This is a genomic window from Frankia sp. CcMO1 (genome assembly GCF_977945845.1).
In genome coordinates, this window is record NZ_CDWTMG010000142.1 from 1 (window position 1) to 12,294 (window position 12,294).

At 72.8% G+C, this 12,294-nt stretch carries 8 protein-coding genes; 4 read left to right on the forward strand and 4 right to left on the reverse strand.

Features of this window, described 5'->3' with window-relative positions:
- Positions 1 to 3: 3 nt before the first annotated feature.
- Positions 4 to 1,899, reverse strand: a complete 1,896-nt coding sequence (cysC, locus tag AC08OU_RS16310; RefSeq protein ID WP_476600953.1) for an adenylyl-sulfate kinase — start codon at positions 1,897 to 1,899, stop codon at positions 4 to 6.
- Between the two features lie 35 nt (positions 1,900 to 1,934).
- Between cysC and AC08OU_RS16315 the strand changes: the two genes are divergently transcribed.
- From AC08OU_RS16315 to AC08OU_RS16325, 3 genes are all read left to right on the forward strand, one after another.
- Complete coding sequence (locus AC08OU_RS16315; RefSeq protein ID WP_476600955.1) at positions 1,935 to 2,747, forward strand: 3'(2'),5'-bisphosphate nucleotidase CysQ; 813 nt, start codon at positions 1,935 to 1,937, stop codon at positions 2,745 to 2,747.
- Positions 2,748 to 2,945: 198 nt separating this feature from the next.
- Positions 2,946 to 3,860 (forward strand): sulfate adenylyltransferase subunit CysD, encoded by a 915-nt coding sequence (gene cysD, locus AC08OU_RS16320; protein WP_476600952.1) that lies wholly within the window; start codon positions 2,946 to 2,948, stop codon positions 3,858 to 3,860.
- Positions 3,860 to 5,104 carry a sulfate adenylyltransferase subunit 1 gene (locus AC08OU_RS16325; RefSeq protein ID WP_476600950.1) on the forward strand — a complete coding sequence of 415 codons (1,245 nt, stop codon included), beginning with the start codon at positions 3,860 to 3,862 and terminating at the stop codon, positions 5,102 to 5,104. Before cysD ends, AC08OU_RS16325 begins: the two co-directional genes overlap by 1 nt.
- 35 nt (positions 5,105 to 5,139) lie before the next feature.
- On the opposite strand, the gene AC08OU_RS16330 is transcribed toward AC08OU_RS16325, so the two are convergent.
- On the reverse strand, positions 5,140 to 7,674 hold the full coding sequence (locus tag AC08OU_RS16330; RefSeq protein ID WP_476600948.1) for a hypothetical protein: 2,535 nt from the start codon (positions 7,672 to 7,674) through the stop codon (positions 5,140 to 5,142).
- 127 nt (positions 7,675 to 7,801) lie between these two features.
- Positions 7,802 to 8,596: a pyrimidine reductase family protein gene (locus tag AC08OU_RS16335; RefSeq protein ID WP_462188058.1), complete on the reverse strand. Its 795-nt coding sequence runs from the start codon at positions 8,594 to 8,596 to the stop codon at positions 7,802 to 7,804.
- 140 nt (positions 8,597 to 8,736) lie between these two features.
- On the opposite strand from AC08OU_RS16335, the gene zapE reads away from it, so the two are divergent.
- The gene (gene zapE, locus AC08OU_RS16340; RefSeq protein ID WP_476600946.1) at positions 8,737 to 9,861 is read left to right on the forward strand and encodes a cell division protein ZapE; all 1,125 of its coding nucleotides are present in this window, start codon (positions 8,737 to 8,739) and stop codon (positions 9,859 to 9,861) included.
- A gap of 304 nt (positions 9,862 to 10,165) precedes the next feature.
- On the opposite strand, the gene treZ is transcribed toward zapE, so the two are convergent.
- Complete coding sequence (gene treZ, locus AC08OU_RS16345) at positions 10,166 to 11,947, reverse strand: malto-oligosyltrehalose trehalohydrolase (protein ID WP_476600944.1); 1,782 nt, start codon at positions 11,945 to 11,947, stop codon at positions 10,166 to 10,168.
- Positions 11,948 to 12,294 lie beyond the last annotated feature (347 nt).

A 12,294-nucleotide genomic window follows, 5' to 3' on the forward strand; every position in this document is an offset into this window, starting at 1 on the left:
TAGCTAGCCAGCCAGCCAGCCGGCGTGGCGTAGGTGGTCGATGATCCGGTCCACGGCGTCCTCGGCGGAGAGCTCCGCGGTGTTCACCGTGGCGTCGGCGTCGGTCGGCGTCTCGTACGGATCGGACACGCCGGTGAAGGCGGGCAGGACGCCTGCGCGCGCCTTGGCATAGAGCCCCTTACGGTCCCGCGCCTCGCACACCTCCAGCGGTGTGGACACGTGTACCAGCACGAATCCGCCGCCTGCGGCCCGGACCATCCCCCGGACCTGGGCGCGCACGTCGGCGTACGGCGCGATCGGCGCGCACACCGCGGCGCCTCCGGCTCCCGCGACCTGGGCCGCGACGAAGCCGATCCGTCGGACGTTGATGTCGCGGTCGGCGCGGGAGAATCCCAGTCCCTGGGACAGCTGGGCCCGCACGACGTCCCCGTCGAGCAAAGTGAGCCGGCGTCCGCCGTATTCCAGTAGTCGGCAGACGAGCAGGCCGGCCAGCGTCGACTTCCCGGAGCCGGACAGCCCGGTGAGAAACACGGCCAGGCCCCGCTTCGAACGTGGTGGGATGGCGCGGGAGAGCTCCGCGGCCACCGTCGGCGGGGTCAGTTCGGCCGGTATCGGGTTGCCGGCGTCGAGCAGCGAGGCCAGTTCCATCCGCCCGGGTGCGCCGATCGCCGGCCCGATGAGGCTGCCGGTCAGGCCGTAGAAGCTGGCCAGATGCGCCCGCTGGGCGGCGAGTTTCGCCAGTTCGTCGGCGGAGCTCGCCGCCGTCTCCACGCCTGTCCAGGCCGCGCCCGCCGCCGCCCACGCAATGTCCGCCAGGTCCGTGGGTGCCGGGGGGGCGGGCGTCACGGCCGTGGCCGGGCCCGGTACCCCCGCCGCCGCGCCGCTCGGTTTCGCGGATGTTTTCAGGACCGTCGCGCTCATGCCCGGTTCGCGGGGGGTGGCCAGCGCCTCCGACGGGATGACCGGAACGAGGACCAGCAGGCTGCGGTGCTCCGGCGTTCCCGCCTCGCCGGCTTTCGGCCGCCGGTAGGGGTCCGGCGGCGGTTCCGACCGCCGGCCGGCAATACCCGGCGGGCTGATCGCGTCGGCGGCGAGCGCCTCCGAGGAGAGCGTCGCCTCGGCGGCCCGCAACGGGGCGTCGACCGCCTTGAGGGCGGCGAGCAGGCAACGGACCCGCAGGTGATGCCCAGCGTCCGCGGGATCGGCGCCACCCACCGGGGCGAGGACGACGCACCGTTTGCCCTGCCGGGTCAGCGCCCGGATCCGGCCCACGTCCGCCGTGTGGAGCAGGCCGTCCGCCCACACCGCCCAGCACGCGCCGGAACCCGCCTCGAGGCTGATCCAGCCTCGGGCGAGCAGCTCGGCCCGGACCTGGGCCGGGGTGAGCCGCAGGCCGGGATGATCGGGGTGGTGGGGCAGCCGGATGCCCTCGACCGTGCCGACCAGCCGGACCCGGGGCCCGTCCGGACCCCCCGGCTGGTCCGGCAGGGGAATGGTCGTTCGGAGGTGCAGCGCCGCGATCATCACTCCCTCGGTGTCCCGCAGGGCCGCCGTGGAGCTCGGTGTCAGTGCGCCGGCCTCGGCCGCGCCGACGATGAGGGTCGGCACCGGCACGCCATTGATCTCGGGGTCCTCGGGATAACCAGGTTCCGACCCGAAAGCACCGAGCAGCAGCAGTTCCAGCTCGGCGAGCTGGGCCGGGCGCAGGGTCAGCGACGGCCAGGCGACCGACGCGGCCGTCAGCTCCGCGACCCGGGCCGGCGTCGCCAGGACGGGGGTTGGTCCGGACCCGCCGGTCACACCGGACCCGCCGGACCCGCCGGTCACACTGGCGGCACCGTTGGCACCGGACTTGGGGTGGTGATCAGGACCGGGGGCGGGATGGGAGGTGGTACTCACACTTGCGACGGTAGCTGGTGACAGACTCCGTCCCAATGAACACCGATGACACCCGCCCGCCGTCCACCGTGCCGGTCGACATCGCGACCGACGAACTCGACGACGACGTCCTGGCCCGACGGCTGGCCACGGACGCCGGCAAACTGCTGTTGCGGATCAGGGAGGAGGTCGGGTTCGCCGAACCCGCGACCCTGCGTGACGCCGGGGACGCGCGTTCGCATCAGCTCCTGGCCCGGGCGTTGGCGCGGCACCGCCCGCAGGACGCTGTGCTGTCCGAGGAGGGCGTCGACGACGTCGCGCGGCTGTCCGCGGAGCGGGTCTGGATCGTCGACCCCCTGGACGGCACCCGCGAGTTCGCCGAACCCGGCAGGTCGGACTGGGCGGTGCATGTCGCGCTCTGGCAGGCCGGCGAGCTCGTCTCGGGCGCGGTGGCGCTGCCGGCGCTCGGGTTGACGCTGTCCAGCGCGGGCGGGCTGCCGCCGCGGCCGGCCGAGGCGCGTCCGCCACGGATCGTGGTCAGCCGGACCCGGGCCCCACAGCTGGTCACGGAGGTCGCGGAGGCACTAGGCGCCACCATCGTCCCGATGGGTTCGGCTGGTGCGAAGGCCGCCGCCGTCATCCGCGGGGAGGCCGAGATCTACCTGCACGCCGGCGGCCAGTACGAGTGGGACTCCGCCGCCCCGGTGGCGGTCGCGCGGTCGGCGGGGCTGCACACCAGCCGGCTGGACGGCTCGCCGCTGCGGTACAACCAGCCCGACCCGCTGCTGCCCGACCTGGTCATCTGTGCTGCGAGCTGGGCATCGGCGGTTCTCCGGGCGATCGGCGCCGCGGGGGGCTCCGGCGGTTGAGGCGCGTGCTCGCGGAGTGCCCTCGGAGCGGCCACGGAGTGGTTGCAGAGGGTAGCGATTGTTGATCCATGGTTGTTCTGGATGACGTCGGTCGTGGTTGTGGGTCCACCGTGAGGGGCGTAATGTCGCCGAAACCGCCGGCACGGCCGCCGTGTCCGCTACTTTGGTGGGACACATCGCCTCGACGGGGGGGGTCGCGTGCCGGTGATGGGTTACGAGCTCACCCAGCTGCAGATGCTTGAGGCCGAGGCCATCCACATCTTCCGCGAGGTGGCCGCGGAGTTCGAGCGTCCCGCCCTGCTGTTCAGCGGCGGGAAGGACTCGATCGTCATGCTCCGGGTCGCGCAGAAGGCCTTCTGGCCCGCGAAGCTGCCCTTCCCCCTGCTGCACATCGACACCGGGCACAACTTCGACGAGGTCCTCGAGTTTCGGGACAGGCGGGCGGCGGAGCTCGCCGCCCGCCTGGTGGTCGGTTCCGTCCAGGCCGCCATCGACGCGGGCGTGCTGACCGAAGACACCCGTCCGGGGGCCTCGCGTAACCAGCTGCAGACACCGGTGCTGCTCGACGCCATCGCCGACAACAAGTTCGACGCGATGTTCGGCGGCGCGCGCCGGGACGAGGAGAAGGCGCGGGCCAAGGAACGGGTCTACTCCTTCCGGGACGAGTTCGGCCAGTGGGACCCCAAGAACCAGCGCCCCGAGCTGTGGTCGCTCTACAACGGCCGGCACCGCCCCGGTGAGCACATCCGGGTGTTCCCGCTGTCGAACTGGACCGAGCTCGACATCTGGCGGTACATCGCCCAGGAGCGGCTGGAGATCCCCTCCATCTACTACGCGCATCGCCGGGACGTGTTCGAGCGCGACGGCATGCTGCTGGCGGTCACGCCGCTGACCCGGCCCCTGGCTGGTGAGACGGCGGTGCCCCGGCAGGTGCGCTATCGCACGGTGGGCGACATCACCTGCACCGGAGCGGTCGAGTCAACCGCGGCGACCGTCGAGGAGGTCATCGCCGAGGTGGCCGCCACCCGGCTCACCGAACGCGGCGCGACCCGGGCTGACGACCGGGTCAGTGAGGCGGCGATGGAGGACCGTAAGCGGGAGGGGTACTTCTGATGGCCGAGCTGCTGCGGGTCGCGACGGCGGGGTCCGTCGACGACGGGAAGTCGACCCTGATCGGGCGGCTCCTCTACGACACGAAGTCGCTGTTCTCCGACCAGCTCGCCGCGGTCGAGCGCACCAGCCGGGAGCGCGGCGACAGCTACGTCGACCTCGCGCTGCTCACCGATGGTCTGCGGGCCGAGCGGGAGCAGGGCATCACGATCGACGTCGCGTATCGTTACTTCGCCACGCCCCGGCGGTCGTTCATCCTCGCCGACACCCCCGGGCACGTGCAGTACACCCGCAACATGGTCACCGGCGCGTCCACCGCCGACCTCGCGCTGCTGCTCGTCGACGCGCGCAAGGGGATCGTCGAGCAGACCCGCCGGCACGCCTTCCTGACGTCCCTGCTGCGCGTGCCCCATCTGGTGCTCTGCGTGAACAAGATGGACCTCGTCGACTTCGACCGGGACGTCTTCGAGAAGATCAAGGAGGAGTTCCGGCACTTCGCGGCGAAACTAGAGATCGTCGACGTCACGACGATCCCGATCTCCGCGCTGGGCGGGGACAACGTGGTCTCCCGGTCGCCAAGCACTCCCTGGTACGAGGGCAGCTCGCTGCTGCACCACCTGGAGGAGCTCCACATCGCCTCCGACCGCAACCTCATCGATGTGCGTTTCCCGGTGCAGTGGGTGGTCCGGCCGCGGAACGACGACCTGCACGACTACCGCGGGTACGCCGGTCAGGTTGCCGGCGGGGTGCTCAAGCCCGGCGACGAGGTCGTCGTCCTGCCCTCCGGGCTGACCACGCGGATCGCCGGCATCGACACGTTCGACGGCCCGGTCGACGAGGCGTTCCCGCCGATGTCGGTGACCATCCGGCTCGAGGACGATCTGGACGTCTCCCGGGGAGACACGATCGCCCGGCCGATGAACCAGCCGGCCGTCGGCCAGGACCTCAACCTGATGGTCTCCTGGATGGTCGACGCCCCGCTGCGCCGCCGGGCCCGGATCGGGATCAAGCACACCACCCGTTCGGTACGGGCGATGGTCACCGACATCTGTTACCGCGTCGACATCGACACCCTGCACCGCGACGAGACCGTCGAGACGCTGGGTCTGAACGACATCGGCCGGATCGCCCTGCGGACGACGTCCCCGCTGTGCTACGACCTGTACCGCCGCAACCGGAACACCGGCAGCGTGCTGCTCATCGACGAGTCGACCGGGACCACTCTCGGCGCCGGGATGATCATCTAGCCGGTGGTGACGGGGAGAACCGGGGAGAACCGGGGTCAGCCCGGCCGCCGTCCCCAGTCCGGTGGCAGGGAGGATCCGCGGCTGCCGGCCCGGCCGTCGAGGAACGAGATGCGGTCGTTGTTCGCGACCATCGCCGGGCTCGCGAGCCAGGCGGCATAGGCACGCCGCTGGGTCGGCGTCATCCGCGCGGACGGACGTGGATTCCCCGAGGCGTCGAGGAAGTTCTCCGCCGGCGAGGTGATGAACCCGTCGGCCCTCGGATCGCCGGTGTAGACGCGGCACGGCCCGCCGGCGGGGGTCACCGCGATCGGCCGGAGCGGGTCACGATCCCGGCGGGCCCAGAGCCGGCGGGCGCTGGTCTCGTAGGCCGCTGCCCAGCCGGGCAGGACCCGGGAGGCGTCCCGCAGGTCCGCGACGACCTGGGCGGGGCGGGTGGTCGGCAGGTCGCTGTGCCGTGCCCGGATCCAGGCCTCGATCACCTCCACGGTGACCCCGACGCCCAGATGGACGAAGGTGCCCGGTGGGTTCGTCGGATCGATGGACTTGCCCACCTCCCCGAGCACGTCGAGCAGCACCGCCTCGGTCGCATCGGCGAGGGCGCCGGCGAAGAACGCCTGCGCGCGCTCGACCCGCAGGTAGCCCAATGCCAGGGGGCTCGACGGATACCCGCCGGGGGCCGTTCTCCAGCCCTGGGTCGAGGCGGCCACCTGGTCCTCGAGACGAAGACCGTAGGTCGCGACGTCCTGGGCGAGCAAACCGGCCAGCGCCCCGCCGCGCAGGCCCTCCCGCAGCAGCGACTCCCACGCCTCGATCGGGATCAGCTCGACCAGGGCGGACTGCTCCGCCGCGGCCCCGGCCTGCGGGTCCACCGTGGGACCGGGGACCACGGCGGTGACGGCGTCGTAGAGTTCGTCCCGATAGGTCCGTAGCGCCGGGACGAGGGCCGCCCGCAGCCGGAGGAGCAACGGCCGATCACCGGTCGCTTGCACGGCCCCGGCCAGCCGGGAGACGAACGAGGCCGAGGCCCGCGGATCGGCACGGCGGCTCTCCTGGCTTCCCGCCGCGGCCACCAGCCGGATCCAGGCATCTTCCAGGGATCGGGCCGTCGCGAGATCCACCGGCAGCGGAAGGGCGAGCACGGCCGCGCCGCGCAGGATGGTGTCGATGTGGTCCGCCGCGAACCGGGCGGCCAGCGCCGGGGCCGCGGCGATGGCGTCCAGCAGCACCCCCTGGTAGTCGGTGACGGTCGGTCGGCCCCGGCTCGTGAGCCCGGCTGCGGCGGGGGCGAGCAGGCCGACGTCGTGCGGCGCCGACGGGGCGGCCGCGGCGTCACCCGGCCCCTTACCCGGCCCGCTACCCGGTCGGTCACCCGGCCCGAAGGCCATCCGGCCCAGCCGGTCCAGCAGCGCGCTGTCGAGGCGGGCCGAGGCGAGCAGGGGGGTCAGCAGGACCGTCTCGGCCGTGTCGGTCCTCCCAGCGGTGTTGAACCGGCCGAGCCAGGCGGCGTCGAGAGTTCGCCGGTGGCTGTAGGAGGCCAGGGTGGTGCCGAGGATCCGTTCCGCCTCCCGCCGGTCGAAGCCGAGCGGTTCGGGTGGACGGTGGACCATCGGCCCCCGCGACAGTCCCTCCACCCGGTAGAGCAGCCGCGCGAGCCCGTCGGGTCCCAGCGCGTCGTGAAAGCCCAGGACGAAGTCCGGATCGTTCATCCGGGACCGCAGCACGGTCAGCGCGTCACGCGGGGTGACCATGTCCGAGTTGTTTCCACCCGTTCCACCCATTCTGCCCAGCCCTGATTCGCCTCTGCCCGTTCCGCCTCTGCCCGTTCCGCCCTGGCCTGATCCGTGCCGGCCCGGCCCGTCCCCCCGCAGCGAGTGCGCCAACGCCCGTCCGGCGGCCACGGCCTGCTCGAAGGTGCGGAGCGCCTCGGAGGTACCGGGAATGCCCGGCGCCTCGCGGGGCACCGGCTGCCGAATCGGGGCGGACGTCGGCCTGACCGTGATGCCGATCCCGTCGTCGACGCCCTCGGCGAGGCGCAGCCGGCGCCGCAGCATGGTGACCTCGGCCTCGGCTTCGTCCTCCAGCGCGCCGAGCCGTTCCGCCGGGTCGAGCGGCAGCCCGGCATCCGCCAACGCCGCGGCGAGGGCGCGAGACCAGGAGCGCAGCAGCTCCCCGGCCTCGGTCACGCTGGACACCAGCACACGCATCCGATCGGGGTCGACGAGCACCCGGTCGCTTGGTCCGGGCATGCGCGTCAGCCGACCTTCCGCGGCCCGCCGGGGCCCGCCGATCGGACGGGGGACATCGGCCCGCCGGGGCCTGCCGCAACGAACGCTGTCCCGCGGACCTGCAACGCTGTCTCGCAGGCCTGCACGCACCGATCGAGGGCCATGGCCGCCTCCGCCGCGAGCCGGCCGCATCCGGCGCTGCCAGATCTCGGCCTGACGACCCTCCCAGGCCTCGGCGCCGACCGCCGAGATCCGCTCCAGCGCGGCGGCCACGTCCAGCCGGGCACGCCGGGCCTGGGCCAAGGCGACGGCCACCGTCGCGCGACGTCCCTCGGGCACCGTCATGCGCACACCACCCAGATCGTGATCAGGTTCACCGGTGGCGACGCTAACAGCGGCCCGCCCGCCCGCGCCCGCGCGGCGACGCGACTGTGGATGACGCCGGTGCCGGGCCAGCGCCGGTAACGCCGGTTCAGCGCCGGTAACGCAGGAACAGGACGTCGTCCTCGGCGAGGATCTGGGTCAGGGTGAGCGCGGCCGGTGCCGGCCACGGCTCGCCTTTCATGATCCCGAGCCGGCCCGGCCCGGCCAGTACCGGGGTGATCGTCAGGCACAGCTCGTAGAGGAGGCCCGCCGCGGCGAGCTGGGAGTGCAGCAGCGGACCGCCCTCGGTGAGGATGCGGGTCATTCCCCGTTCCGCCAGGGCCCGGACGGCGAGGTCGGGTTCAACGGCGCTGCCGCCGCAGATCGCGATGTCGGCGACCGCCGCCAGCCGCCGACGCCGGTCGAGGGGTGCGGTCTCGCAGGTCAGTAGCACCGGTCGGATCTCCCCGCTGAACAGCCGGGCACCCGGGTCGAAGCCCGCCGTCGCGGTCACGACCGCGATCGGGGGCACCGCCGCGAGCCCCGCGGCGACGCGCCGCTCCCGCCGTTCGGGCGGGATGACCACCGGCCCGTAGTTCTCCGTCCGGGCGGTCCCGGCACCGACCAGCACCACGTCGCTGAGCCAGCGCAGCAACCGGAAGACCCGCAGGTCGGCCTCCCCGCCCAGGGGGCCCGAGCGGCCGCCCACCTCGGCGGCCCCATCGACCGAGGCCACGAAGTTCGCCCGGATGTAGGGGGTGTGCGCGGCGGACGAGGGGTAGGCGTACGCCTCGTCGAGATCGATGTCCTCGATGTCCTCGACGGCCTCCTCGGCCTTCCTCGCGAGCCCGGCGGCCCCCGCGGAACCGGCGAACGGGGGTGGAACCGGGAAGATGCGCCGCACCGGGCCGACTGTAACGGGCGACGGTGCTGGTCATCCGATCGGCGGCGAACCCAGGTCGGCGGCGAACCCATGCGTTGTGACGTCGGCCGCGATACCGCCGGCCGGGGCGACGGGTACGGGCGTCTCCGTACGCTGGGCGGGTGGCGCAGCGTCTCGTCGATCGCCGGCCGATTGTGCCACCCGGGGACCTGGTCGCGGCGCTTGTCCCGCCGCCCCGGTTCGACGCGGTCCGGTTCGCCGGCTACCTGCCCGATCCGGCCGAGCCGAGCCAGGCCGCCGCGGTCATGGCGCTGTCCGCCTTCGCCGACCGGTTGACCGCCTCCTCCGGGCGGTCCAGCCGTTCAGATCGTTCCAGCCGTTCCGGGCATGCGGGCCGTTCCGGGAAGGGCGGCCTGTTCGGGCTCCTGACCCGGGGGGCGGGGGCGCCGGGTCCGTCCGGAATGCGGCCGGGGGTGTACCTCGACGGCGGCTTCGGTGTCGGCAAGACCCACCTGCTCGCCTCGCTGTGGCACGCCGTGCCCGGCCCGAAGGCGTACGGCACGTTCGTCGAACTGACCTCCCTGGTCGGCGCGTTGGGATTCGCCGCGACCGCGCAGGCTCTCGCGGGCCTGCGCCTGGTCGCGATCGACGAGTTCGAGCTCGACGATCCCGGCGACACGGTGCTGGTGTCCAGCCTGCTGACCCGGCTCGTCGAGGCCGGTGTCCACCTGGCCGCGACGAGCAACACCCAGCCGGAGGACCTCGGTGCCGGTCGGTTCGCCGCCGCCGACTTCCGCCGTGAGATCCAGGGTCTGGCGGCCAGGTTCGACATCCTCCGGGTGGACGGGGAGGACTACCGGCACCGGGGTCTTCCGGCCGCGCCCCCGCCGTGTACTGACGATGAGGTCGGCGCGCGGGCGGCTGCCGAGGAGGGGGCGACCGAGGACGGATTCGCCGCGCTGTGCGAGCATCTCGCCGGACTGCACCCCTCCCGGTACGGCGCGCTCGTGGCCGGGGTCACCCTGGTCTGCCTGCACCGGGTCGCGCCGGTCGAGGATCAGGCGGTGGCGTTGCGGGTCGTGGTCCTCGCCGACCGGCTCTACGACCGGTCGGTCCCGGTCGTGGCCTCCGGCGTGCCCTTCGGGGAGCTGTTCGGAGCGGAGCTGCTCGCCGGGCCGCACCGCAAGAAGTACCAGCGGGCCATGTCCCGGCTGAGCGCGCTGGCCCGGGACGCCGCGGCGGGGAACGGCACCGCGGGCCGCGTCGCCAGGATGCTGCCCGGCTGACGCACCAGGCCGGGCGCGCGGCCCGAACGTGCGGCCGCCGCACCCGAGTGGGGTGTCGGAGCCGGCGGTCCGGACGCCGGACCTGCCGGAGTATCTGTTCGCCGTTCCGGGCGTGGGTGACCCGCTGGCGGTCGTGCCGGGGCCTGCGACCATGGGTGCATGGGAACCTACGTCGTGCTGCTCGTCATGGTGTTGTTGGTGGGGCTGGCGGTGCTGGGCGGGCTCTATTTCGTGCTGTCCAGGGACCACACCCGGCGCTGACGGCTGGTGCGCGGATGGCTGGTGCGCTCGGTGCGCTGACGGGTCAGCCGGCGGTCGGCTCGGCTGGGGGGAGCAGGCGGATGATCACGACCGACTCGCCGTCGAGTTCCACCCGTCCCGGCATGTAGGTGAACCCGTGGGCGGATGCGGCCGGGGCGTCGAACGGGACGCCGTCGAGGGGGACGGCCTGTCGTTCGGCGGCCAGGTTCACGACGATCGCCACGTCGCCGCGACGGACCACCAGCCAGCGGGCCTCCTCGTCGAAGGTGCACGCGACCGAGGACCACGCCGGGTCGGTCAGCGCCGGCAGCCGGCGACGCAGCGCGATCAGCCGGCGGTGCCAGTCCAGCAGGTCGGAGTGACCCTCCCAGCCCGGTTCGGACCAGTCGAGTTTCGACTGCTGGAAGGTCGCCGGGTCCTGGGGATCGGGAACGTCCTGCGGCTCCCAGCCGTGGGCGGCGAACTCGGCGCGCCGGCCCTCCCGCACCGCGTCCCCCAGCCCGGGGGCGGTGTGGTCGGTGAAGTACTGCCAGGGGGTGCGGGCACCCCACTCCTCGCCCATGAACAGCATCGGGGTGACCGCCGAGGTGAGCAGCAGGGCCGCACCGATCCGGAGCAGGCCGTCGCTGAGCGTGGCAGACGCCCGGTCGCCGGCGGCCCGGTTGCCGATCTGGTCGTGGTTCTGCAGGAAGGTGACGAGCCGGTAGGCGGGCGTGGTCGGGGGGATCGGCCGGCCGTGGGAGCGCCCGCGGAACGTCGAGTAGCCGCCGTCGTGGACGAATCCACTGGTCAGCGCGTGGGCGAGGGTCGAGATCGAACCGAAGTCCCCGTAGTACCCCTGCCGTTCGCCGGACAGGGTTGCCCACAGCGCGTGATGGATGTCGTCGCACCACTGCCCGTCCAGGCCGTACCCGCCGGCCTCGGGTGCGGCGACCAGCTTCGGGTCGTTGAGGTCCGACTCGGCGACGGCGAACAGCGGGCGGCGCAGCTGGGCGCCGAGCCGGTGGACCGCCTCGGCGATCTCCTCCAGCAGGTGCAGGGCCCGGCTGTCCTGAAAGGCGTGGACGGCGTCGAGACGCAGCCCGTCGCAGTGGTAGTCGCGCAGCCAGGACAGGGCGCTGTCGATGATGAACGCGCGGACCTCGTCGGAGCCGGGGGCGTCGAGGTTGACCGCGGGGCCCCACGGAGTGCTGTAGCGGTCGGTGAAGTAGGGGCCGAAGCGGCCGAGGTAGTTGCCGTCCGGGCCGAGATGGTTGTAGACGACATCCATGATCACGCCGAGGCCGCGAGCGTGCGCGGCGTCGACGAAGCGCTTGAGCCCGTCCGGGCCGCCGTAGGGTTCGTGCACCGCGTACAGACCGACGCCGTCGTAGCCCCAGCCGTGCCGGCCCGGGAAGGCGTTGACCGGCAGCAGTTCGACGGCGTCGATGCCGAGTTCGACGAGATGGTCGAGCTTGCCGATGGCCGCGTCGAAGGTGCCCTCCGGGGTGAACGTCCCGACGTGCAGCTCGTAGAGCACGCTGCCGGCCAGCGCGATGCCCCGCCAGGTCCCGTCGGTCCAGGGGAAGGCCGAGTGGTCAACCAGCCGCGACCGGCCGTGAACCCCCAGCGGCCCCGGTTGCCGGGCCGATCGGGGGTCGGGCAGCTCCTCGCTGCCGCCGTCGAGCAGGAAGGCGTAGTCCGTGCCATGCTTCGCGGACGGGACGTTGACCCACCACCACCCCCGTTTCCCGGCGGTCATCTCGTGCGTCGAGTCGCCGGCGGAGCCCGCCACGACCAGGCTGACCGTCTTCGCCTCAGGGGCCCACAGCCGGAGGGTGCTCATCGGTCTTGTCTACCTGTCAGAGCCGTCGGACACGCCGTGACGGCGACAATGGTGACGACATCGGTCCCCGGCCGAAGGCGCCCGGCTGCCCGGCATGCCGAGCCGGATGGCACCGAGATGGCAGCGAGGTAGTCCGACCGGAGGGAGGGCAACCGCCGTGCGATGCCTCCGTATCTTGATCGGATGGCACCGTTATGCCATGATTTCGCCGTCGTGATGTTCGACCGGAGGTTCGCTGCAGTCCCGCCCCTCCGCCGGGCCTACGACACGCCGTCCCACCTGCGCGTTGATTTTCGGGTCCTCATCGCCCCTACGAGGGATCGCAACAGCTCTACAGCCGGAACCTA

Coding starts and splice junctions, on each gene's coding strand:
- AC08OU_RS16315 (WP_476600955.1), top strand. CDS start 1,935: ATGAACACCGATGACACCCGCCCGCCGTCCACCGTGCCGGTCGACATC.
- AC08OU_RS16330 (WP_476600948.1), bottom strand. CDS start 7,674: ATGACGGTGCCCGAGGGACGTCGCGCGACGGTGGCCGTCGCCTTGGCC.
- treZ (WP_476600944.1), bottom strand. CDS start 11,947: ATGAGCACCCTCCGGCTGTGGGCCCCTGAGGCGAAGACGGTCAGCCTG.
- AC08OU_RS16325 (WP_476600950.1), top strand. CDS start 3,860: ATGGCCGAGCTGCTGCGGGTCGCGACGGCGGGGTCCGTCGACGACGGG.